Below are 24,131 nucleotides of genomic sequence, written 5' to 3'. Positions count from 1 at the left end.
CTTTCTTATCCCATTGATTATCATGTAGTGGTTTGTACATGTCGATGATGCGCGTTGTGTTTTTATTGTGTATCTCCACTCAATGCGTTTTACAGTTATAAAAGGTGAGCCAATCATGTTGACACTCCATTCAACCGAATTTCAATTGCCATTGGCGCATATCAACATTGCCGCAAAGCGCTATGGACAAGCCGATAAACCCATTATTTTGGCTCTACACGGTTGGTTAGATAACGTCGACAGCTTTATTCCGTTAGCCAATGTATTTGAACAACATGGATTATTTGAGTCGCATCAACTGATCTGTATTGACTTGCCTGGCCACGGATTATCTGAACATCGCCCAGGACGCTATCCATTACATTGGATTGATTATATCTATGATTTACAAGCTGTTATTCAAGCTATATCAATCGAAGGGCAGCCTATAACACTCATAGGACATTCGCTGGGTGGCATTATTGCCTCTGCATATAATGCCTGTATGGGGGAAAATGTGGATAAGCTGATTTTGATTGAAGCACTCGCGCCTTTATATGAATCTGCAGAGCATGCTAAGACTCGACTTCGTAAAGGTTTACTGCAACAGCAGCGTTTTAACCGCCAATTATCACGGCCAATACCAACGTATTCGTCGATGGATGTGGCCGTTCAAGCTCGCCATCAATTGACTGGGCTTGCATTGCCTTGGTGTGAGCTGATCACGAAACGAAATATGCAATTGATCGATGGTAAATGTGCTTGGCGAAGCGACCCAAGATTAAAGCTTGATTCATTAAATCGTTTTACGTTTGAACAAGTAGATGGATTAATGTCCACTAGTGACACGCAAACACTCTTTATTGGTGCCCAAGACGGTTTCAAACAACTCACCTTAACAGACCAGCATGCAAATACCTGGTTTAGCAACATTAAAATGGTAACATTAGCAGGCGATCATCACCTACATATGGGTAATGCAAACCTCGTCGCAGAAACGATTGGAGCTTTTATTCTAAATTAGTGGTTTAGACAGCTAAAATCGCTGTTATTTTGAATGTATTTATGTGATTATGATCAAAAATTAAAACACTTGTATGATTTTTGTCACTACAATTATCATTACAGGTAATATAAAAAAGCCTGCGATAACAATATTAATGATACGCAGTGCTATAAAGTTTACCACTGACGGGGAATGCACGTCTTAGCACAGTGGAATTATTAGGAGACACCTGTGGACCAGCCTTGGATTAATCACCTGCCTGAACATGTTCCGGCCGAAATAGACCCATCTCAATATAGTTCGTTAGTACATATGTTTGAAGATTCAGTGGCTAAATATGCCGATCAAGCTGCATTTATCAACATGGGTGCCACAATGACCTATCGTAAGCTTGAAGAACGCAGCCGCGCATTTGCAGCCTACTTACAAAATGATCTGCATTTAAATAAAGGTGATCGTGTCGCTATTATGATGCCGAACTTATTGCAATATCCTATTGCTTTATTTGGTATTTTACGCGCAGGCATGGTGGTGGTTAACGTTAACCCACTGTATACCCCTCGTGAGTTAAAGCATCAGCTTATCGACTCTGGCGCAAAAGCCATTGTGGTTGTTTCAAACTTTGCCAACACCCTTGAAGAAGTCGTTGACCAAACGCCAGTTGAGTCGGTTATTATTACCAGTCTTGGCGATCAGCTCAGTGCACCTAAACGTACACTGGTTAATTTTGTGGTGAAATACATTAAAAGAATGGTACCTAAATACCATTTGCCTCACGCATTGTCATTTCGTGATGCGCTAACAAAAGGTCGTCGTCTACAGTACATTAAAGCGGCTATTAATGGCGATGATTTAGCGTTTTTACAATACACCGGCGGAACAACTGGCGTCTCTAAAGGGGCGATGTTAAGCCATAAAAACGTGGTGAGTAATGTATTGCAAGCTAATGGCGCCTATTCGCCAGCGCTGGAAGACGGTGTTGAGTTTGTGGTCACCGCACTGCCGCTTTATCATATTTTTGCCTTAACTGTTAACTGCTTATTGTTTTTACATAAAGGCAGCAAAAATTTATTAATAACTAACCCACGCGATATTCCGGCGTTTGTAGGCGAGTTAAAAAAATACCCATTTACAGCACTTACTGGGGTTAACACCTTATTTAATGCGCTAGTGAACAATGAAGAATTTAATAAGTTAGATTTTTCTGGGCTTAAGTTTTCCATTGGCGGCGGCATGGCGGTACAACGTGCAGTGGCTGATAAATGGCAAAAAATTACCAAAACTCGCTTATTAGAAGGTTACGGCTTAACAGAAGCATCGCCATTGGTAACGTGTTGTCCTTATAATTTAGAAGGTTATAACGGATCTATTGGTTTTCCAGCGCCATCAACATTGATCCAAATCCGTGATGATGACTCAAAAGTCTTGGCCCAAGGCGAAACCGGTGAGCTACATGCAAAAGGCCCACAGATTATGCAAGGGTACTGGCAGCGTCCTGAAGAGACATCAAAAGTCATTGATAAAGATGGCTGGCTCGCAACCGGTGATATCGGTTATATGGACGAAAAAGGCTTTTTCTTCATTGTTGACCGTAAAAAAGACATGATTTTAGTGTCTGGTTTTAACGTATTCCCTAATGAAGTGGAAGAAGTTGTTGCTATGCATCCTAAGGTGATTGAAGTCGCCGCCGTTGGTGTACCGCATGAAGCCAGTGGTGAATTGGTTAAAATTTTCGTGGTCGCCAAAGACAAGTCGCTTACTGAAGAAGAGCTAATTAAACATTGCCGACATCATTTAACGGGATATAAAGTGCCTAAGCTGGTAGAATTTAGGGACGAATTACCAAAAACGAATGTGGGTAAAATTTTACGCCGACAACTTCGAGACGAAGTGAAGAAAGCATAAAATACTAGCCGGCAATTGAGCCGGCTTTTTTATTGGTGCCTTTCCCCATTTGTATTTTTTAGCGGAGCTTATTTTGTTAACGTTTGAATATATCAGTGATGATGCGAGCCTTTTGTCATTAGTTGAGCAATACCAACAAAGTACCTTATTGGTACTTGATACTGAGTTTGTCCGCACCCGTACTTATTATGCAAAGTTAGGGCTTATTCAAGCCTATGATGGTAATACGTTAGCCTTGATTGATCCTGTAGCGATTACTGATCTCAGCCCGTTTTGGCAACTCCTGACTAACCCTAATATCGTTAAATTAGTGCATTCATGCAGTGAAGATCTCGAAGTGTTTGCCCATTATGGCGAATGTCAGCCGAGTCCGTTATTTGATAGTCAAATCGCGGCAAGCCTGGCAGGGTTTGGCCATGGTTTAGGCTATGCCAAACTGGTTGAAGCATGTTTACAAGTTGAAGTGGATAAGGGCGAATCCAGAACAGATTGGATGAAGCGACCATTAACCGATGCTCAGTTACAGTATGCTGCCAATGATGTGTATTATTTGTATAAGTTGTATCCGCAATTACAGCAAAAACTAATTGAAAATCAACGCGAAGCCTGGTTGTTTGAAGAAGGCCAACGCATGACTGAGGGCAGAATGACGCTGCCCGACGGTGACAGCATTTACCTCAAAGTCAAAAATGCATTTCAACTTAATGGCCAACAACTTGCGTATTTAAAAGTACTGGCGAAATGGCGTTTAAGCAAAGCGGTTAACCGTAATTTGGCATTGGGTTTTGTGGTTAAAGACCATGCGCTCATTGCTCTTGCTAAAAAGCAGCCGACAACCCTTGCCGAATTAAGTCGTTTAACCGATTTAACAGAGCAAGAAAAACGGATTCATGGCAAAGATTTATTAGCGGTGATGGCCACGGCCGATTTAACTAATCTGCCTGAAGAGGTTGATATAGTCGCTTTAAAATCAGGTTACAAGTCTGCATTTAAAGACCTTAAAACCCGCTTAACTGAATTGTGTGAGCGCGAACAAGTGTCGTTAGAGTTTGTCGGTTCAAAACGCCATATTCATGAATATTTATTATGGCTTTATCATAAAAAGCAAACACCTACACCGTTATTATTGTGCGGTTGGAGAGGGCAGTTAATCGGTGACTTACTGGCGGATATTCAGTTTAGCTAAGTGGTCGTAAGGGATTGTGGGTTATCGTTAATGTCATTATTTTCGATAGCCAATAAAAAAGGATACTCGCATTATGCCAGTATCCTTTTTTCACCTTAGCGAACTACTTTGAATCAGGTAAGGTGACGTTAAGTTCTAATACCGATAAATTATCATCGTTTTGATCAAGTTGCACAGAGACTTGGTCGTCTGATATCTGAACATATTTGCGGATCACTTCGATGATTTCTTGCTTCATCTTTGGGAAGTAATCGGGCGCACCGCGTTCTCCACGTTGATGTGCCACAATAATTTGCAATCTTTCCTTTGCCAGCGATGCGGTATTAGGTTTTTTATTGCTTCTGAAATAATCAAGTATCGACATAGTTAGCTACCAAAAATCCTTTTAAGGAATCCCTTTTTTTCTTCTGTGATAAATCGAACCGGTACATCGTCACCTAATAAGCGAGCGACAGTATCGCTGTAGGCTGAGCCTGCATCACTTTCTTGATCAATAATCACTGGTACACCAGAGTTTGACGCTTTAAGTACCGACTGAGACTCAGGTATAACCCCAAGTAGTTCGATGGCTAAAATTTCTTTTACATCTTCCACACTGAGCATCTCACCTGTTTTGACTCTAGCAGGTGAATAGCGGGTGAGTAATAAATATTCTTTAATAGGCTCAAGTGACAGCTCTGCACGACGAGAACGGCTTTGTAACATGCCTAATATACGGTCTGAGTCGCGCACTGAGCTGACTTCAGGGTTAGTCGTTACAATGGCTATGTCGGCAAAGTATAATGCCATCATTGCGCCTTGCTCAATACCGGCTGGAGAGTCACAGACGATGTAATCAAAGTCTTTAGCTAAATTGTCTAATACTCGCCCCACACCCTCTTTGGTTAATGCATCTTTGTCGCGTGTTTGCGACGCAGGTAATACAAAGAGTTTGTCACAGCGCTTATCTTTAATTAAGGCTTGATTGAGGTTTGCTTCGCCATTAATCACATTAACAAAGTCATACACTACACGACGTTCACAACCCATAATTAAATCAAGGTTACGTAAACCGATATCAAAATCGATAACCACGGTTTTTTTACCTTTTAAAGCCAATCCTGTGGCAATTGCTGCACTGGATGTTGTTTTCCCCACACCACCTTTACCTGATGTGACAACAATAATTTGCGCCATTTTGTTTTATATCCTTTTATTTGCCAATTATTGAGGCAATGATTCAACTGTGAGAGATTCGCCTTCAAGGCGGATACAACCTCTTTGATCGAGTGCGTATTGTTGTAAATGTTCTGTTAACCAATACTGCCCAGCAATCGACACTAATTCTGCTTCAAGCGAGTTAGCAATAATCACACTTTGATTATCACCCGCAGCACCTGCCATGGCTTTACCACGAAGTGCACCATATATATGAATGCTACCATCAGCAATGACTTCAGCGCCATTGCCAACCGCACCAAAAATGACTAAATCAGCATTTTGTGCGTATATTTGTTGTCCAGAACGCACATTTTGCTTAACAATTTTAGTGGCTCTTTTAGGTAGCTCAGCTTTTGCGGCTTGTTTACCTGATTTGACCACGGCAATCGCCATGTTTTTAGCCTGTTCTATTTGCGCTTCATTCGCATCGGTAATGCCAACGATAATTAAATTTCGGTCAGTTAATAATTGTTTGAGCGCGTAAAAATCGATTTGGGTATGCTTAATCGCAGCAAGATTTAACACCAAAGGCGCGCCCAAGAAAAATTGCGGGGCTTGTGCCAGTTTGTTATCTAATTCAGCAGCAATAATGTCGAGATTACTATTATTTATGTGCAGTACTGACAGTGTAAAAGACGTGGCTTTTAATTCGAGATTTTGTTTAGCCATCCCGGCATCATTCTCCAAAACATCAGCTAGAAACTGATTTACAATTATTTTCTTGAGTCACCATGTTATAGTGTGCTTAGTTGACTATCAAGTTTGAACCTTTGGAAATTTACACTAAAATGATTTGTGCAGTATATAAAAGCAGTAGAAAAGCCGATACTTACCTTTTTGTCAAAAAACGTGATGTTTTTGATGATGTTCCAGCTCAATTAATGGAAATGTTTGGCGCACCAACGTTAGTGATGATTGTACCTTTATCAAAGCGTGATCATCTTGGTATTGCTGATATTGGTAAAGTGAAAGTGGCATTAGAAGAACAAGGCTTTTATTTACAAATTCCGCCACCGAATATTAATTTACTCGACCAACACAAACAAGAGATAGGTTTTAAGCAATAAACTGAATCTTTTGAGGAGTAGACAGGACTCATATGATTCTAAAAATCATCTTAAGCACAATAGTTTACTTCTTATTTTCTCCGTTAGTGATGGCTAAGAGTAGTCATCACCAATTTGAAGATTATCTGCTTTCCCTACAACAACAATCCATTAATGCCGGTGTTGCTCCGGTGACGGCAGAGCGGTATATTTCACAGATTAAAGTGTTTAAAAAAGCCAATCTTGATTCTAAGCCACAACACACGCTTGAAACCTCTATTGCACAAGACATCCCAGAAATTACTGTCAGTACCGCTAGAGCCATGTTGCAACAACATGAAGTACTCGTTCATAAGCTCAGCCAGCGTTATCAAATTCAACCTCGTTTTCTGATTGCCCTATGGGGTGTTAATTCGCGCTTTGGCGAGCAATCTGGTCGGTTTTCAACATTATCTGTTTTAGCATCTCTTGCTTTTAAAGGTGAAAATGAATCTTTTTATGTTAACGAGTTTATTGCTGCGCTGAAGCTCATTGAACAGAAAAATATCCCAATCGCTTCGCTGCGTAGTTCATCAACTGGGGCTATGGGGCAAATGCAAATGATGCCATCACAGTTATTAGCGTATGCTGTAGATGGCAATCAAGATGGCACAATTGATATTTGGGATACGACAGAAGATGCGTTTGCCAGCGCGGCCAATATGTTGCATCAACAAGGTTGGCAGTTTGACTCTACCTGGGGCAGGCAAGTTAAAGCGACCATGATGTTGGACCCTAATTTGTTAGGGTTGGCCACGACCCATACTTTTCCCCAATGGCAGGCATATGGCATTAGGCGTTTTAATGGTGATAACTTGCCATCGCGCAGCGATATGAATGTGTCGTTAATTGCTCCTGACGGTAGCAAAGGGCGCTTTTATTTGGTTTACGATAATTTTCGATTATTACATCAATTTACGCCCTCATTTCATGACACCCTTGCGTTAACCTATCTTTCTGAAAAAATTAAGCAGTAACTTGAGCTGTTTTCGGTGTAAAATACTGACAAATTTTGATGAATAATTCTTTAGATAGACCATGATGACACAGTTTTGGACAACAACCCCGTTAGATGAAATGACTCCGATACAATGGGAGTCGCTCTGTGATGGCTGCGGTAAATGCTGCTTAAATAAAATTATCGATGATGAAACCGATGAATTGTATTACACCAATGCTGCTTGTCATTTACTCGATGGGGACAGTTGCAGTTGTCGACGCTACATTGAACGTTTTAAATACGTGCCAGAATGTACTGCGATAACGCCTGCTAACATTAGCGAGTTAACCTGGCTGCCAGACAGCTGTGCTTATCGTCGTTTATATTTGGGTAAAGCGTTACCTAGCTGGCACCCATTATTGACCGGTGACAAAGAGGCTATGCATGCTGCAGGTATTTCGGTGCAAGGTAAAACGGTTAACGAGATGAAAGTTAAATACTTAGAAGACTGTATTGTTTTGTGGCCATTACTTGATGTTGAATAGTAAATGACAATACCAGTCCGCATTAATAAGTGACCACTCAGCATGCGTCCAGCGGTTTCGATAAAATTGCAGACACCGATGTGCATCATGATAAACAAAAAAGACCTCTATTGAGGTCTTTTTTTGTTTAATCACGGTGATAGGTTATTTTGCCGGTTTTAAGCTCGGAACAAGCATAGCTAACCAAATCAGGGCATAGATAGCAAAACACACCATCATCCATTGTGCCATGCTCACCGATAACCACGTCCAAGGCAGATCGCTGCACATTCCGGTAGGAGAAAACACCGATGGGAGCCAAATATCTAATGGCATAAAGCTTGGGAATTCAGGATAAAAAGAGCATGTTGCAAAAGGTGACGGGTTCACTTGCATGTTGTTAAGCTCATAAGCTAAACGAAATCCCCATACAGCAGACACTAACCAACCCACTAAGCCTACAAAGCGTAAAATCAACCATGTGGGTTGAAGCATGCCAATTAATCCCGCCAATATAAGGCCAAGAACGGCTACACGCACGTATATGCACATTACGCAGGGTGACAGATCCATTCCATATTGAAAAAACAGTGCGGCAAGCTCTAATACCACTCCAGAGAGCGCGAGTAATCCCCACGATAAACGACCACGACAAAAGAGTTGTAACGTTGACAAGTACTGCTCCTAGTGCAATTTTGAGATAAAAAAACACCCTCAATTGAGGGTGTTCAAATGGGTTGTGTCGACTTTAAGATAAATTATCTATTAAGTCCAACATCCTAGCTCACTAATGGCCGCTAACCATACCTCCCAAATCTTTCGCTGAGTGGTGAATAATCAACTGCGTGTCGTACAGTACTTGGGTCATATCAGTTAAGAAACCGGTTTCAATGGCCATCACTCCCACAATCGATAATACGATGGTATAAGGTAATGCCATCCACACCATGCGACCATAAGACAGACGAATAAGCGGTGCAATCGCAGAGGTCAACAAGAACAAGAACGCAGCTTGGCCGTTTGGCGTAGCGACTGACGGAAGGTTAGTACCTGTGTTAATTGCGACAGCAAGTAAGTCAAATTGGTCTCGGGTAATTTGGCCACTCAATAATGCTGATTTAACTTCGTTAATGTACACCGTACCCACAAAGACGTTATCACTCACCATAGACAATAAGCCGTTTGCAATATAGAAAATCACCAACTGCGTATTGCCTTCATAACCTAATGCCCATTGGATGACTGGCGCAAATAAGCCTTGGTCAATGATCACACCAACAATGGCGAAGAACACGGCTAAAAGTGCAGTAAACGGTAATGCTTCTTCAAACGCTTTACCCAATGCATGTTCATCAGTCACACCATTAAAGGCCGTCGCTAAAATAATGACAGATAAACCGATTAAGCCTACAGATGCTAAATGCAGTGCTAAGCCGACAATTAACCAAACACCAATTAACGCCTGAACAACCAATTTCATTTTATCTTGGTTGGTTCGATGCGAATCTTCATGAGCTGCGTAGTCAGTTAAAATGCGGTGAACAGCATCAGGTAACTGCGCGCCATAGCCAAACCATTTTAATTTTTCTACAAGGAAACAAGTAAAAATACCCGCAAACAGCACCGGCATAGTGACTGGTGACATACGTAAGAAGAACTCACCAAATTGCCAATGAGCCTGCGCCGCAATGATTAAGTTTTGTGGCTCACCCACCATGGTACATACACCACCTAAAGCGGTACCAATACCAGAATGCATCAATAGGTTACGTAAGAACGCTCTAAATGCTTCTAATTCATCGTCGTTGAGTTGGTCTGAAGATTCCGATGTATGGTCGTGCCCATCATTATCGCTAAAGCTCTTGCCTGACGCGACTTTGTGATAAATAGAGTAAAAGCCCACCGCCACAGCAATGATTACTGCAATAACGGTTAAAGCGTCTAAAAAGGCAGATAAAAAGGCCGATGCGGTGCAAAACATCAAGGACACAATGACTTTGGAGCGAACCTTCGTGATCATCTTGGTAAATACGAACAGCAACAGCTGCTTCATAAAGTAAATACCGGCAACCATAAACACTAATAGTAAAAGCACTTCTAAGTTGGCTTCTATTTCATGCAGAACCTGGGTGGGCGATGTCATGCCTATCATCACCGCTTCAATTGCAAGCAAGCCCCCTGGCTGTAACGGATAACATTTTAATGCCATCGCGAGTGTAAAAATGAATTCAACAACCAGCACCCATCCTGCGACAAATGGACTGACATAAAAGAACAGCAGGGGATTAATAATTAAAAATGCCAAAATGGCGTATTTGTACCACTTAGGCGAATTGCCTAAAAAGTTAACAAATAGCGCTTGACCCTTGGTTGCCTGCATAGCAGCCTCTCCGATATTGTTATTGTGACAGTATTGGTACCATTTCTTGATAGCAAACAACACATTCTTATTTTCAACAGGTTGGGAGAATAGAGGCAAGTTCGGATTAAAAACTTGATGAAAATCAATATTTCATTAATTTTCATTAAAACTTTACCTACTATAGTATTACAAATGGCCTGTGGTTAATTGAAAATAGTGATGAATTGATTTATTAAACAAGGTTTTAGCGCATGTTGTAATGCGAAAAACGCTATATGGCTCATTATTTTCGTCGCTAGTGTAGCTTAAACAAGTCTCATTGTAATGCCGTAGTACGGGCAAAAATACCTACACAGCACTAACAAACTAGCTACATGAGTATATACTAAACTTGTTTTATTTTATCGACATAAATCACGATATGTTGATGATAATAGTCAAGTTGTGAAGTGAATTCAGTTAATCCGATTTGAATAAATTAGGTATGTTTAAAAAACAAGCATTATATGTGTTGTGAATAAACAATGGTTTTTATTTTCCACCGCTCTGGTATGATCAGTCAATAGTTTCGCCATTGTTTAGCAATAGGATATGAAGGCTAATGATCATCAATGCCAAAGGCCCAGCAAGTTTCGCCGAAAAGTACATTGTTCGTTCCATTTGGGAAAACAAGTTCCCACCCGGATCAATTTTACCCGCGGAACGTGAGCTTTCTGAACTCATTGGAGTGACTCGCACAACATTACGTGAAGTCCTGCAACGTTTAGCTCGAGATGGCTGGTTGAAAATTCAACATGGCAAACCAACCCAAGTGAATAACTTTTGGGAAACATCAGGACTCAATATTCTTGAAACCATCGCGGATTTAAATCCAGATGGATTTCCGTTATTAGTCGATCAGTTAATGTCAGCGCGTGGCAACGTGAGTAACATTTATTTCCGAGCATCGATTAGACATAATCCCGATAAAGCCATTGCCGCTTTAGCAGGTATTCATTCGTTAGAAAACGATGCTGAAGCCTATGCCGAGTTTGATTACCAATTACATCACACTTTGGCTTTTGCGTCAGGAAATCCACTGTATGTGTTGATTTTAAATGGATTTAAAGGTTTATATAACCGTGTGGGGCGTTTCTACTTTTCAAGCCAAGAAGCTCGAGAATTGACGATGCGTTTCTATATCAAACTTGAAAAATTAGCCAAAGATAAAAACTATGCCGAAGTGCCTACGTTAATGCGTAACAATGGTATTGAAAGCGGTAAATTATGGCAAAAACTGCGTGATGATATGCCCGCTGAAATCGGTCATGACAACAGCTAAATCAGTTTGATAGCTTAAACATAAAAACCAATCGTTTAGCGATTGGTTTTTTTATGCCCATAAGCTAAGGACTAATGTTAAAGGACTTATGTTATAGGATATGTTATTAGCTTATGTAATGAGCCTAAGCGATAACGTTATAAGAAGAATGGTGAGGCTGTGATTCCATTTCAGGGCATGTTGATAGTACTTTTATCATGCCAAGTTCATCAACTTGCTCGAGTCTCACAGTAAACCCCCATAACCGATGCAGATGTTTCAATACTTCCTGATGATTGTCTGCCAACGGGATATTATCAAAAGGGATATAACGAAGTGTTATTGAACGGTCGCCATTGACCAGCACTTGTTGTACTTGAATGTTAGGCTCGATGTTAGACAAGTTATACTGCTGCGACAGTGTATTGCGAATATCTTGATAACCTTGTTCATCGTGAATGGCGGATACGGCTAAATGACTGCGTTTTTCATCATCTAAAATCCCAAATAACTTAAAATCTCTTATCACTTTAGGAGATAAGTATTGGCTGATAAAACTCTCATCTTTAAAGTTTTGCATAGCAAAATGTACTGTGGTTAGCCAGTCGCTGCCCGCGATATCGGGAAACCATTGACGGTCTTCATCCGTTGGATTCTCACAAATACGCCTAATATCAATAAACATGGCAAACCCTAATGCATAGGGGTTAATGCCAGTATAGTAAGGGCTATTATAAGACGGCTGCGCGACGACTGCCGTGTGGCTTTGTAAAAACTCTAACATAAAGCGATCGCTGACTTTACCGGTATCATAAAGACGATTCAAAATGGTGTAATGCCAAAATGTTGCCCAGCCTTCATTCATGACCTGAGTCTGTTTTTGAGGGTAAAAATATTGCGCCATTTTACGCACAATACGCACCAGTTCACGTTGCCAAGGTGCTAATAATGGGGCGTTTTTTTCGATAAAATACAGAATATTTTCTTGCGGTTCTTCTGGAAAGATTTTGTCGTTATCTTGGGGTGTTTTTTGCGGTGATATGGGGATGGTTCGCCATAAGTCATTAACCTGAGTTTGCAGGTAATCCTCGCGCTCTTGTTGGCGTGCTTGCTCTTCTTTAAACGACACCTCAGCAGGGCGCTTGTAACGATCAACGCCATAATTCATTAATGCATGGCAAGAGTCGAGCGTGAGTTCAACCTGTTCAATGCCGTATTTTACTTCGCATTCCCGAATGTAATTCTTGGCAAACACTAAGTAATCAATAATTGAGCTGGCATCAGTCCAGGTTTTAAATAAATAGTTATTTTTAAAAAAACTGTTATGGCCATAACACGCATGTGCCATCACTAGGGCTTGCATGGTGATGGTGTTTTCTTCCATTAAATAGGCAATGCAAGGGTCTGAGTTAATCACAATCTCGTAGGCTAAGCCCATTTGCCCGCGCTTGTAACCCTGCTCCGTTTCAATAAAACGTTTGCCAAACGACCAATGGGTATAACCGATTGGCATACCAATTCCGGCATAAGCGTCCATCATTTGCTCGGCGGTGATGATTTCGATTTGGTTTGGATATGCATCCAATTTGAAAAAATCTGCAGCTTCAGCAATGGCATGCTGATATTGGTCAAGTAAGTCGAATGTCCATTCGGGTCCATCATCCAACGGCTTGCGAGTTGCATTAACCATGGTTACCCCCTATACAGCCTGTTTTTTAAAGAGTTCACGAAATACCGGATAAATGTCTTCGACTTCACGAATGTGTTGCACTGCAATATTATCAAATTGTTGTTGCAGATCTTGATATTGATTCCATAAGGTCTGGTGGGCACGTTGAGTGATTTCGATGTAACTAAAGTATCGCACTTTAGGCAGTATATGGTTGGCCAATAAGTCATGGCAGTGGGGCGAATCGTCGACCCAATTATCACCGTCCGATGCCTGCGCGGCGTAAATGTTCCACTCGTTTTCGGGATAACGTGCTTGTTGTATTTCGTTCATTAATGTTAATGCACTCGATACTATGGTGCCGCCAGTTTCTTGCGAGTAAAAAAATTCGTGTTCATCGACTTCTTTTGCTTGGGTGTGATGGCGGATATAGACCACCTCAAGATTTTTATAACTGCGGGTTAAAAACAAATACAGCAATATATAAAACCGTTTGGCAATGTCTTTAGTCGCTTGATCCATCGAGCCAGACACATCCATTAAACAGAACATTACCGCCTGACTGGACGGTTTTTCACGCTTAGCGTAGTTATTGAACCTTAAGTCAAAGGTGTCGATAAACGGCACATTGGCGATTTGTTTTTTGAGTAATTCAATTTGCTCTTTTAACGCGAGAATGTTTTCAGCTTTTGAGCCTGGTGTATTTTGTAATTGCTCAAGCTCGGCTGCTAATAATTTGAGGGCGCGCTTTTTACTGCCAGACATCGCAATACGGCGTGCAAGTGACGATCGCAGCGATCGTACAATATTAATATTGGCTGGCACGCCATCGTTGGTAAAACCCGCCCGATAAATTTGATACTCAACCAACTTATTAAGGCGATTATTTTGCAAGTTGGGTAGCGCTAAGTCTTCAAATAATAATTCTAGATATTCATCTTTTGAGATATTAAAGACAAAATCATCATTGCCTTCGCCGCTGTCTGAAGCATCGCCTTGGCCCGCACCACCTTGACCGCCATTAGGGCGCTGTATTTGGTCTCCACGATTAAACTGATCATTACCAGGATGAACGCGATTTCGTTTACCGCCTTGACCTTGCCTAAATAGCGGTTCACTGATGTCGCGAGTCGGAATACTGATCTCTTCCCCTTTATCAATATCAGTTACACTGCGACGGGTCACGGCATCACTGACCGCTTTTTTGATTTGTTTTTTATAGCGTTCAATAAAACGCTGACGATTAACCGTGCTTTTTCCTTTAGCATTAAGTCGTCTATCGATAAAGTTTGCCATACGCCCCCCAAGTCAACTATCTGGCTGAGTATGTCTCAGCCAGGGCTGGGTGTTGATTATGATGATTTTCGAACGCGTAAATACCATTCAGACAATAAGCGGACTTGTTTCTTGGTGTAGCCTTTCTCCATCATCCGATTGACGAAATCATCGTGTTTACGTTGGTCATCATTTGAGGTTTTGGCATTGAATGAAATAACGGGTAATAAATCTTCTGTATTAGAAAACATTTTCTTTTCAATCACAGTGCGCAGTTTTTCGTAACTGGTCCACAATGGATTATTACCTTCGTTGTTGGCTCTGGCGCGTAAAACGAAGTTAACGATTTCATTGCGGAAATCTTTAGGATTACTGATGCCTGCAGGTTTTTCTATTTTCTCTAACTCAGCATTTAAAGCGCCACGGTCAAATAACTGACCGGTTTCAGGATCGCGATACTCTTGATCTTGGATCCAAAAGTCTGCGTAGGTGACATAACGGTCAAAAATATTTTGGCCGTATTCTGAATAAGACTCAAGATAGGCGGTTTGAATTTCTTTACCAATAAATTCCACATACTTAGGAATAAGGTAGCCTTTTAAAAATTCAAGGTACTTCTCGCCTGTTTCACTTGGGAATTGCTCTTGTTCAATTTGCTTTTCAAGTACGTAAAAAAGATGCACTGGATTAGCGGCAATTTCAGCACTATCAAAGTTGAACACACGTGACAAAATTTTAAAGGCAAAACGAGTCGACAATCCTTGCATACCTTCATCTACACCGGCGTAGTCTCGATACTCCTGGTATGATTTAGCTTTTGGATCGGTGTCTTTTAAACTTTCGCCATTATAGACACGCATTTTTGAATAAATCGATGAGTTATCAGGGACTTTTAAGCGTGATAACACACTAAACTGCGCTAAGGTTTCTAACGTTCCAGGTGCACATGATGCTGCAGATAATTCGGAGTTGACTAACAACTTTTGATAGATTGCCATTTCTTCTGACACGCGCAAACAATAAGGCACTTTAACAATATAAACCCGGTCTAAAAAAGCTTCGTTGTTTTTGTTATTTCTAAATGTCGACCATTCCGACTCATTTGAGTGAGCCAAAATAATCCCATTGTAGGGCAGTGCAGATAAGCCCTCTGTACCATTGTAATTGCCTTCTTGAGTGGCGGTTAATAATGGGTGTAGCACTTTAATGGGCGCTTTAAACATTTCGACAAATTCCATCAAGCCTTGGTTGGCACGACACAGCGCACCTGAGTATGCATACGCATCGGCATCATCTTGTGAAAAATGCTCAAGTTGACGAATATCCACTTTACCGACAAGCGCAGAAATATCTTGATTGTTTTCATCGCCAGGCTCTGTTTTCGCAATACCAATTTGATCTAATACTGATGGATAGACTTTTACGACTCTAAATTTAGAAATGTCGCCGCCGTATTGATGCAAGCGTTTAACTGCCCAGGGAGACATAATCGTTTTAAGGTAGCGAATGGGAATATTGTATTCGCTTTGTAGTAGCGCGCTGTCTTCTTCGGGATCAAATAAGCAAAAAGGGTGGTCGTTGACAGGGCTGCGCATACCATCAGCACTGAGAATATAAATCGGGACTTGTTGCATCAAGGCTTTTAATTTTTCTGCCAGTGATGATTTACCGCCACCGACAGGGCCAAGCAAATACAAGATCTGCTTGGATTCTTCTAAGCCTTGAGCTGAATGTTTTAAATAAGCCACGATTTGTTCTATGGCATCTTCCATGCCATAAATCTTTAAAAGCGGGATAACTTGCAATTAAACGGTTAGAGAAAATTCGGCTCAGGATGGGATTTTTGGCTGTGTCGACCATTTTGGCTTCACCAATGGCCATTAATAATCGCTCTGCAGCAGACACGTAGGCACTTTTGTCTTGCTTACAAATATCAAGAAATTGCGCTAAGGTGTATTCCTCGTCGAGCTTTTTCTCATAACGTTGTTGATAATGCTCAAATATGCCCATGGTAACCCCCTCAAAACATACAGTTGTCTCACTTTTAAAAGCCAAAGTGATGGGAGAGGATCTAGGGGAATATGCTGCTAGACCTATCCAGCTACATTAGGCTTTACGACTAAAGTGTAGGACAGGGCAAACGACTTAGCTAAATTTTAGTTAAAATAAGTTAAATAAAAACAAAGACAAACAGTAGCATTTGCAATAGTTGCAAAAATAGAGCTGAGCATAAAGTATGAGCGTTAATGACATGCAGGCATAAAAAAGGAGCCATATAGGCTCCTTAAGTTTTACTGTTAATTAAGATTAAGCAGCAAAGTTTTTGTTAACAAATTCCCAGTTAACAAGTTGCCAGAAGTGAGCTAAATACTCTGGACGTGCGTTACGATAATCAACGTAGTAAGCATGTTCCCATACGTCTACAGTTAATAAAATAGTAACTGATTCGTCTGTTAACGGAGTCGCAGCGTTGCTGGTGTTAACGATAGCTAAAGAACCGTCAGCTTTTTTCACAAGCCAAGTCCAAGCGCTACCGAAGTTGTTTACTGCAGAATCTGTAAACTTAGCTTTGAATTCTTCAAAAGAACCGAAAGATGCATTGATAGCCGCTGCGATATCGCCAGTGGCTTCGCCGCCAGCGTTAGGCGCTAAACAGTTCCAGTAAAAAGTGTGGTTCCAAACTTGAGCTGCGTTGTTGAACATGCCACCTGTTGAAGTTTTAACAACTTCTTCTAGCGTCTTGCCAGCAAATTCAGTTCCTTCAACTAAACCATTCAGTTTTACCACGTAAGTGTTGTGGTGCTTACCGTAATGGAACTCGATAGTTTCTTGTGAAATGTGCGGTTCAAGTGCGTTCTTTGCATAAGGTAATGCTGGTAGTTCGAAAGCCATTAGTATCTCTCCATGGATTCAGGTTATCGTTTTTGTTTACCAATCAGGTAACATTGCTCTCTTGCTATTGTACTGATTATTTTTGTGATGTGAATCATTGTTTAGGGAATTATCGCGCTTGGGCTAATTGATTTGCTGGATTTTAGATTAACCTTACAAATCGTAGCATTTTGTTATTTGTCTAGGTGTCGTACAATAGCTATTATGTGTTCAGTCGTCGTACTTAGGAAATCAAATGGAAACTGTAGAAAAGATTAAACAGCAAATTAGCGAAAACCCAATTATTGTGTACATGAAAGGTTCGCCTAAATTACCAAGCTGTGGATTTTCATCTCAGGTTGCTCAGGTGATGATCAACTGTGGTGAACAATTTGCATTCGTAGACATTTTACAGCACCCAGATATCCGTGCTGAATTACCAAAATTTGCTAACTGGCCAACATTCCCACAATTATGGGTTGAAGGCGAGTTGATTGGTGGTTGTGACATCATCACAGAAATGTTCCAAAAAGGTGAGCTTCAACCAATTATTAAAGCCACTGCTGATAAATTCCGTACAGAAGATGCAGCAGAGTAATCGTTAACCTTTAATGTGTTTAACGCAATAAAAAAAGCCCCAAAGCGAGAGCCATTGGGGCTTTTTATTATCTGTTATTTAACAACGTCAGTTATCAATCTTAATGTGTTTCATCTGTGTGAGGCTTTTTTACCGTCGGTAAAATTAAATTCATGACTATCGCCACAATACCGCAAAGGCTGATGCCTGTTAGGCTAAATGAGCCGATGCCAAAGGCCATGCCGCCAATACCAAATACCAGAGTCACCCCAACAATACTCAGATTACGTGGCTCAGATAAATCGACCTGATGGCGTATCAAGGTATTTAAACCAACCGCCGCAATAGAGCCAAACAATAAGCACATAATGCCGCCCATTACCGGCACCGGGATCGTTTGCATTAATGCCCCCAATTTACCAACAAAAGCAAGCGTAATCGCGGTGATAGCCGTCCATGTCATAATGCGTGGGTCAAAGCTTTTGGTTAATGTGACTGCGCCAGTGACTTCACTGTATGTGGTGTTTGGTGGTCCACCTAACGCCGATGCTGCAATAGTCGCAATACCGTCACCCATTAATGTGCGGTGCAGGCCTGGCTTTTTAAGAAAATCTTTACCGGTCACATTTGAAATCGCTAAAATATCTCCAATGTGTTCAACTGCAGGTGCAATGGCTACCGGGATCATGAATAAAATAGCGTGCCAATTAAATTCTGGGGCAACAAAGTTGGGCATGGCTAACCATGCCGCTTGCGTTACTGGGGTAAAGTCAACGATGCCAAAGGCTAAACTGGCGCCGTAGCCAACTAAGATACCGGCAAGGATCGGCATTAATCGCACTAATCCTTTGGCGAATACAGCAACCAAAACCGTAGTCATTAATGCGGCAAGTGAAATAAATAATGCGGTGTTTTGTTCAATAATCACTATGCTGCCGTCGCCACTTTTACCCAGCGCCATATTAACTGCAACAGGAGCTAAGCCTAAGCCAATAATCATAATGACAGGGCCGACGACCACAGGCGGTAACAACCTATGAATAAAGCCGGTGCCGCGTAACTTAACCGATAAGCCCAGTAACATGTACACCACACCAGCCGCCATTAATCCACCCATAGTGGCCGGAATGCCCCAAGTTTGTACGCCATATAAAATCGGCGCAATAAAGGCAAAAGAAGAAGCAAGAAATATGGGGACTTGACGCTTAGTGACGAGTTGAAACAAAAGGGTACCGAAACCGGCAGTAAACAGGGCGACGCTAGTGTCTAGGCCCGTTAATAATGGCATAAGTACCAGTGCACCAAAGGCGACAAATAACATTTGTGCACCTTGAAGCGGGATTAACACGCGTTTCATATTTTTCTCCGTTATTATCTAGAAGCAGGCTAGAAGCAGGCGTGTGATTAAACGGCGCGAATTGTCACATAAAAGCCTGTTTTTTCATAACCTGTATTAGGCCTATGTGGTGATTATAGTTATTTGATATCGCTACAATACTTAGTCAAATTGACCTTAGTGCTACCTTGCCGTAAAAAAGAGTTTTCGTTATCCATTTTTTATTATGATATAATTTTGCTACTTATATTTGCTGCGTTTATGTTATCAGATGCTGAAAAAACTAATTAATCTCATTGTGTTACCTTTAATTGCGTTAACCTCAATCGCGCTCGTGCAAGCTGCTGAAGTCAGTAAGCTTGAAGAGGCTGATATTGCGGTGAGTTCACGTGCAAACGATGTTAAAAATAATGCATTGAAAGAAGCGTTAGCGGCTGTGTTTTTAAAAAATTCTGGCAGCCCAAGTGTGGTATTAAACCCACTCATTAAAGCCCAGATAAATGAGCCTGAAGTCATTTTGACTCAGTACGGCTATTTCGAACAAAATGGCGAGCTGATGCTGAAAGCCAGTTTTGATCATCAAAGAGTGATTGCCAAGCTACGTCAGGCCGGTTTGCCTGTATGGGGAAGCCAACGCCCATTAACGCTGATGTGGTTAACGGTTGATGAAAACACTGAGCCCACTATTTTAGCTGATGCCTCTTTATCAGAACTTCGTGATGAGTTAACCCAAGCGTCTGCCAATAAAGGTATTCCGGTGATGTTACCGATTATGGATCTTGATGACGTGATGGGTGTTACCGTCAATGATGTGCGTGGCGGTTTTACGGATGTCGTATTTGTTGCCTCGGCACGTTACCAGTCAGATTACTTTGCGATTGCCAATATTGAAAACCAAGGCAGTCGAGTGATGTTTACGATCAATTTATTCAATAAAACCCGAACCGATGGGGTGTTACAACCTTTAGTGGCGCAGCAAGGTGAGGCGGCAGACAATCAACAAGCGGTAAAACGCATGATGGCTATTTTAGCTGATTACCACATTAGTCAGTATGCGATTGCATCAACCGGCAGTAATGCGGCCACAGAAGTGAGCTTTTCTGGCTTAAATAACATGACTCAGGTGGTCAATATTGAAGCCTATTTACGTCAGTTAAGCGCCATTAAATCAATAAGCTTACATTCGTTTAAAGGCAGCACGGCAACCTATAACGTTGAGTTATATAGTAGTGTCGATGATTTACAGCGTTTACTGGATATAGACAGTCGCCTGTCAAAGCTAGATACAATGGGCAGTGTGGAGTCATTTTACCAACAAAAAACTGAGGTTTCGCAACCCTCGTTAATGTATCAATGGCTCGGCCAATAAGTCGGCAAAGGTGGCGCTCTGTGATTATAGAGCGCTTACATGTATAATAACGTTTGTTCGTTTATGATTTCGAGACCTATCTGAGTGACACAAAACTCACCAAGACAATTATCTTTACCCGTTTACTTACCTGACGATGAAACCTTTCAAAGTTATTATCCTGCTTCGGGTAACGATGAGCTGATCCAAAAACTTCAAGCTAGTGCTGAAGGGTCACTTGCGTCTTCTTTATACATCTATGGTCCCGAAAAATCAGGTCGCACTCATTTAATGCATGCAGCTTGTGCCCATGCGAATGATTTAGAGCGACGTACGCTATATATTCCATTAGGGATCCACGCCAGTATTTCTCCAGCATTGTTTGAAGGACTCGAATCATTAGAGCTGATTTGTATCGATGATGTTGAAGCCATTGCCGGACATCCTGTATGGGAAGAAGCCATTTTTCATCTGTATAATCGTATTGCAGAGCAGCAAGATTGTCGTTTGATTGTCAGCGGTAATGCATCGCCATCCGAGGTAGGATTCTCTTTACCTGACCTCGTCTCGCGTATGCAATGGGGATTGATTTATCAGCTACAACCCATGGCTGATGATGAAAAGCTCGCCGCATTACAACGCCGCGCTGCAATGCGCGGTTTACAGTTATCTGATGAAGTAGGGCGTTTTTTGCTAACAAGAATGGCTCGTGATTTACGTACCTTATTTGACGTGCTCGATAAACTTGATAAAGCGTCTATGGTTCATCAACGTAAACTGACTATTCCGTTTATTAAAGAAATGCTTAGGTTATAGAGCTAGATTTTAAACACAGATAACGCGCTGTCATGCGCTAAAATGACAATAAAAAAACGCCAAATGAATTCATTTGGCGTTTTTGTTTATTTATATTCTACTGTTGTTCAGATTTTTTCTTTAATCCTAAGCCTAATTCTCGGCCGCGTTTGCGGGCATAGAAAGGAAAGGTAACCAATAAAATACAAATCAATACAGATTCAATCAGTGCAAAGGCAAACGCGTCAGTGGTGATATACGCTAGGGTCAAACCATGTAGTAAATACACACATAAAATAAAACTCGCCCAGGCATAGGTGTATGGGTTGCCGGTAATAATGCCTTTTAGCGGAAAGAGTAATGGGACAATCCAAATTAAACTAAAACCAAGAGAATAGGTGCCATTTAAGCCTTGTTGAATAAACCAGCCGCTAAGCAGCAAAAGTAATGCAAGGTAACCAATACGGCTGAGTTGGAATAAGGTTTGTGTGGTCATTATTTTGCTCGTTACAGAATAGATAAAACAGTTTCAGGTGGTCGGCCAATCGCAGCCTGGTTATTAGCCAGCACAATCGGACGTTCAATTAATTTTGGCGTTGCAACCATTGCGCTGATCAGTTGCGCTTCGGTCAGTGCCGGGTCTGCTAAGTTTTGCGCTTTATATTCATCTTCTTTGGTGCGCATCATTTGGCGTGCTGTTAAACCTAAAAGGGTAAGTATATTACTGATTTCGGTCTCACTCGGAGGCTGCTTTAGGTACTCGACTACAGTAATATCAACACCTTGGGCTTCAAGTAACGCTAACGTCTCACGGCTTTTTGAGCAGCGAGGATTGTGTAAAATAGTCGTTTTAGTTTTTGTCATGTTTATTTTCCGTCATAAAAAATGGCAAACCTTCAGTTTGCCATTATTCTATCAAAAAAAGACCGCTAAAGTTACACCGTTATGGTTACTTAAACTGATCAAGTTCTCTATCGGCTTGTCTAAACTGGCGGATCCTGGCTTCAATTCGTGCAAGCTGCAAGGTTTGTCCTTCAGAATAACGATAGGCATAGTTTAATTGGTCGATTGCGCCTTGATAATTGGCGGTTAATGCCATAATTTCGGCATTGCTGTAATACTCTAAGGCTTTATTATCAAGCTTACGGTAAGCGTCAGCCATAATCTGGTAAGGCAACATATTTTGTTTGTCGAAAAAGATTAACTCTTCAAGCAGTGGAATAGCCTTTAGCGGTTGGTCTGCTTCAACGTAAATATTGGCAAGGTTGGTATTGACCACTTGCGATGTAGGTTTAATTTTACGCTGTGCTTCCAATAATGCGATGGCAGCGGTGAAGTCTTTTTTCTGAGCGAGCAGATCTGTTTTTGTGTCTAGATAAAACAAATTGTTATTATCTTTTTTTAATAACGAATCGATGATGGCTTCTGCTTGAGCAAACTTTTCTAAACGGAATAATGCTAATGCTTTACCGTATAGGGCTGCATCTTCAAATGTGTAGTTGTTTTTCTTTAATTGTTGTTCAAATAACGATAACGCGCCGTCGTCACTAAAGTTAGAAAATCGCACTTGAATACGGGCTTTGGCTAATTGGTAATTTAAACTGTCAGGCACAAAGCGCTTAGGGTATTGCGCGGCACGGTTACGCGCTTCAGTAATACGAGACTCTGGTAACGGGTGAGTGAGCAACATTTGTGGTGGCGTGGTTGAAAAGCGGTAACGTACGGCAAGTTGGCCAAAAAAAGTAGACGCGGCATTGGGGTCAAAGCCTGCATCAACCAATATTTGCATCCCAATTCGGTCTGCTTCTTTTTCATGAAGACGGGTATAGTTTATTTTCGATTGAGTGGCAAGGGCTTGGGTGGTTGCTAATGCGGCCATACCCGCTTGCGGGGCGGCAATCGTTAATAAAATCGCGCCTAACATGCCTGCAATCGTCGCCGTCGAGCTTTTTTGCTGTGCCTCGAGTGAACGGGCTAAATGGCGCTGGGTAACGTGGGTGATTTCGTGTGCGAGCACTGATGCTAATTCACTTTCGTTTTCAGCATTTAAAAACAAACCGGTGTGTACGCCAACGTGGCCACCAAAAAACGCAAAAGCGTTGATTTCATCATTACGCAGTAAGAAGAAGTAAAAAGGGGTTTTAACGCCTGTCGCATTGGCAACTAATTTATTCCCTAGTTCAGATAAATATTGTGTCAGTACCGGATCGGCCAGTACAGGTGCAGATGAGCGGATGACTCGCATGTATGCGTCACCGTACACGGTTTCTTTTTCTAAACTGAAGGTGTTAACAGCTGCAGTACCAAGATCGGGTAGATCATTATTGGCAAAGCTGTGGGCAATACTGCCAGCAAATACAATGCTAATGGCAGTGGCTGTTAATGCTTTTGAAAAGGTCGATAATGATAATTTACGCAAGCGAAACCTTTAATGCTAAATGAGTCGTAAGTTCTTGGCTTAACGCACAAGTTGGTTTTGCAACATCGCTTGTGGTTTGTTGTTCAAGCTAGGATAATAGCCCTAGAATGATTAAAGCAAGTTCATAATGATTTTTATTGATTTAACGCCGTATTCTTGTCCGTATCCTTTAGTTAAAGTGAAACTTTTACTCAAGCAAATACAAGTGGGTGAAACCTTACATGTTCTTCTATCTGACCACGGTTCACGTCGAGATGTTCCCTTGTTAATGAAAAAAATGGGTTTTGGTATTGAAATCGTTGCCGATGAGTTGCATTGTTTGTCCGTAATTATTACCAAAACAAATTAAATTAG

Annotated in this window: 23 protein-coding genes and 1 pseudogene; 11 read left to right on the top strand and 13 right to left on the bottom strand. The window is 41.3% G+C overall.

The genetic code is table 11. The features are described from left to right. The first annotated feature begins 115 nt into the window (after nt 1-115). The 3 genes from AC19MX_RS15160 (at nt 116) to rnd (ending at nt 4,076) form a co-directional block, all read left to right on the top strand. Nucleotides 116-1,003, top strand: a complete 888-nt coding sequence (locus tag AC19MX_RS15160; RefSeq protein WP_498299122.1) for an alpha/beta fold hydrolase — start codon at nt 116-118, stop codon at nt 1,001-1,003. A gap of 213 nt (nt 1,004-1,216) precedes the next feature. After that, nucleotides 1,217-2,890: a long-chain-fatty-acid--CoA ligase FadD gene (gene fadD, locus AC19MX_RS15155; protein WP_432399586.1), complete on the top strand. Its 1,674-nt coding sequence runs from the start codon at nt 1,217-1,219 to the stop codon at nt 2,888-2,890. 73 nt (nt 2,891-2,963) lie between these two features. Then, nucleotides 2,964-4,076: a ribonuclease D gene (gene rnd / locus AC19MX_RS15150; RefSeq protein ID WP_432399584.1), complete on the top strand. Its 1,113-nt coding sequence runs from the start codon at nt 2,964-2,966 to the stop codon at nt 4,074-4,076. Nucleotides 4,077-4,179: 103 nt separating this feature from the next. Here the strand turns inward: rnd and minE are convergent, their stop codons facing one another. The 3 genes from minE to minC are packed head-to-tail and all read right to left on the bottom strand — an operon-like array spanning nt 4,180 to nt 5,945. Beyond that, on the bottom strand, nt 4,180-4,440 hold the full coding sequence (gene minE / locus AC19MX_RS15145; protein ID WP_160052275.1) for a cell division topological specificity factor MinE: 261 nt from the start codon (nt 4,438-4,440) through the stop codon (nt 4,180-4,182). A 2-nt stretch (nt 4,441-4,442) separates the two neighbouring features. Then, nucleotides 4,443-5,252, bottom strand: a complete 810-nt coding sequence (minD, locus tag AC19MX_RS15140; protein ID WP_432399582.1) for a septum site-determining protein MinD — start codon at nt 5,250-5,252, stop codon at nt 4,443-4,445. Nucleotides 5,253-5,279: 27 nt separating this feature from the next. Next, the gene (gene minC, locus AC19MX_RS15135; RefSeq protein ID WP_498299121.1) at nt 5,280-5,945 is read right to left on the bottom strand and encodes a septum site-determining protein MinC; all 666 of its coding nucleotides are present in this window, start codon (nt 5,943-5,945) and stop codon (nt 5,280-5,282) included. Nucleotides 5,946-6,064: 119 nt separating this feature from the next. Here minC and AC19MX_RS15130 point away from each other — a divergent pair, with 119 nt between their 5' ends. From AC19MX_RS15130 to AC19MX_RS15120, 3 genes are all read left to right on the top strand, one after another. After that, a complete protein-coding gene (locus AC19MX_RS15130; RefSeq protein WP_432399580.1) occupies nt 6,065-6,343 on the top strand; it encodes a YcgL domain-containing protein in 279 nt (92 codons plus the stop codon). Between the two features lie 32 nt (nt 6,344-6,375). Then, nucleotides 6,376-7,338, top strand: a complete 963-nt coding sequence (locus AC19MX_RS15125; RefSeq protein WP_498299120.1) for a lytic murein transglycosylase — start codon at nt 6,376-6,378, stop codon at nt 7,336-7,338. 61 nt (nt 7,339-7,399) lie between these two features. Continuing rightward, the gene (locus tag AC19MX_RS15120; protein WP_432399578.1) at nt 7,400-7,846 is read left to right on the top strand and encodes a YcgN family cysteine cluster protein; all 447 of its coding nucleotides are present in this window, start codon (nt 7,400-7,402) and stop codon (nt 7,844-7,846) included. A gap of 144 nt (nt 7,847-7,990) precedes the next feature. On the opposite strand, the gene dsbB is transcribed toward AC19MX_RS15120, so the two are convergent. Further along, the gene (gene dsbB / locus AC19MX_RS15115; RefSeq protein WP_498299119.1) at nt 7,991-8,500 is read right to left on the bottom strand and encodes a disulfide bond formation protein DsbB; all 510 of its coding nucleotides are present in this window, start codon (nt 8,498-8,500) and stop codon (nt 7,991-7,993) included. 112 nt (nt 8,501-8,612) lie between these two features. Further along, the gene (gene nhaB, locus AC19MX_RS15110) at nt 8,613-10,205 is read right to left on the bottom strand and encodes a sodium/proton antiporter NhaB (RefSeq protein ID WP_432399576.1); all 1,593 of its coding nucleotides are present in this window, start codon (nt 10,203-10,205) and stop codon (nt 8,613-8,615) included. Nucleotides 10,206-10,788: 583 nt separating this feature from the next. On the opposite strand from nhaB, the gene fadR reads away from it, so the two are divergent. After that, nucleotides 10,789-11,508, top strand: coding sequence for a fatty acid metabolism transcriptional regulator FadR (gene fadR, locus AC19MX_RS15105; RefSeq protein ID WP_432399575.1), 720 nt, complete (start codon nt 10,789-10,791; stop codon nt 11,506-11,508). Nucleotides 11,509-11,632: 124 nt separating this feature from the next. On the opposite strand, the gene AC19MX_RS15100 is transcribed toward fadR, so the two are convergent. The 4 genes and pseudogenes from AC19MX_RS15100 to sodB form a co-directional block, all read right to left on the bottom strand. Further along, nucleotides 11,633-13,177, bottom strand: coding sequence for a SpoVR family protein (locus AC19MX_RS15100; protein WP_498299118.1), 1,545 nt, complete (start codon nt 13,175-13,177; stop codon nt 11,633-11,635). Between the two features lie 9 nt (nt 13,178-13,186). Then, on the bottom strand, nt 13,187-14,452 hold the full coding sequence (locus AC19MX_RS15095) for a YeaH/YhbH family protein (protein WP_498299117.1): 1,266 nt from the start codon (nt 14,450-14,452) through the stop codon (nt 13,187-13,189). A gap of 56 nt (nt 14,453-14,508) precedes the next feature. Continuing rightward, nucleotides 14,509-16,441: pseudogene (locus AC19MX_RS15090) on the bottom strand (PrkA family serine protein kinase). A 297-nt stretch (nt 16,442-16,738) separates the two neighbouring features. After that, nucleotides 16,739-17,323, bottom strand: coding sequence for a superoxide dismutase [Fe] (gene sodB, locus AC19MX_RS15085; protein WP_011637213.1), 585 nt, complete (start codon nt 17,321-17,323; stop codon nt 16,739-16,741). Nucleotides 17,324-17,558: 235 nt separating this feature from the next. Between sodB and grxD the strand changes: the two genes are divergently transcribed. Further along, nucleotides 17,559-17,900, top strand: a complete 342-nt coding sequence (gene grxD / locus AC19MX_RS15080) for a Grx4 family monothiol glutaredoxin (protein WP_011637214.1) — start codon at nt 17,559-17,561, stop codon at nt 17,898-17,900. Nucleotides 17,901-18,000: 100 nt separating this feature from the next. Here grxD and AC19MX_RS15075 read toward each other — a convergent pair whose 3' ends face one another. Then, a complete protein-coding gene (locus AC19MX_RS15075; protein ID WP_498299116.1) occupies nt 18,001-19,236 on the bottom strand; it encodes a uracil-xanthine permease family protein in 1,236 nt (411 codons plus the stop codon). Nucleotides 19,237-19,486: 250 nt separating this feature from the next. Here AC19MX_RS15075 and AC19MX_RS15070 point away from each other — a divergent pair, with 250 nt between their 5' ends. Next, nucleotides 19,487-20,584, top strand: coding sequence for a DUF2066 domain-containing protein (locus AC19MX_RS15070; RefSeq protein WP_498299115.1), 1,098 nt, complete (start codon nt 19,487-19,489; stop codon nt 20,582-20,584). Nucleotides 20,585-20,668: 84 nt separating this feature from the next. Next, entirely contained in the window at nt 20,669-21,379 is a 711-nt protein-coding gene (gene hda / locus AC19MX_RS15065; RefSeq protein ID WP_160052290.1) for a DnaA inactivator Hda, read from the top strand. A gap of 97 nt (nt 21,380-21,476) precedes the next feature. Here hda and AC19MX_RS15060 read toward each other — a convergent pair whose 3' ends face one another. The 3 genes from AC19MX_RS15060 to bepA form a co-directional block, all read right to left on the bottom strand. Next, entirely contained in the window at nt 21,477-21,854 is a 378-nt protein-coding gene (locus AC19MX_RS15060; RefSeq protein WP_432399568.1) for a DUF2069 domain-containing protein, read from the bottom strand. A gap of 11 nt (nt 21,855-21,865) precedes the next feature. After that, nucleotides 21,866-22,222 carry an arsenate reductase (glutaredoxin) gene (gene arsC, locus AC19MX_RS15055; RefSeq protein WP_160052293.1) on the bottom strand — a complete coding sequence of 119 codons (357 nt, stop codon included), beginning with the start codon at nt 22,220-22,222 and terminating at the stop codon, nt 21,866-21,868. 85 nt (nt 22,223-22,307) lie between these two features. After that, a complete protein-coding gene (gene bepA / locus AC19MX_RS15050; RefSeq protein ID WP_498299114.1) occupies nt 22,308-23,777 on the bottom strand; it encodes a beta-barrel assembly-enhancing protease in 1,470 nt (489 codons plus the stop codon). Between the two features lie 127 nt (nt 23,778-23,904). On the opposite strand from bepA, the gene AC19MX_RS15045 reads away from it, so the two are divergent. Next, a complete protein-coding gene (locus tag AC19MX_RS15045; RefSeq protein WP_432399567.1) occupies nt 23,905-24,126 on the top strand; it encodes a sulfurtransferase TusA family protein in 222 nt (73 codons plus the stop codon). Nucleotides 24,127-24,131 lie beyond the last annotated feature (5 nt).

Source organism: Shewanella sp. MF05956 (assembly GCF_059758055.1).
The sequence above is the reverse complement of the archived record's forward strand: the minus strand, read 5'-3'. Positions and strand labels throughout refer to the sequence as shown.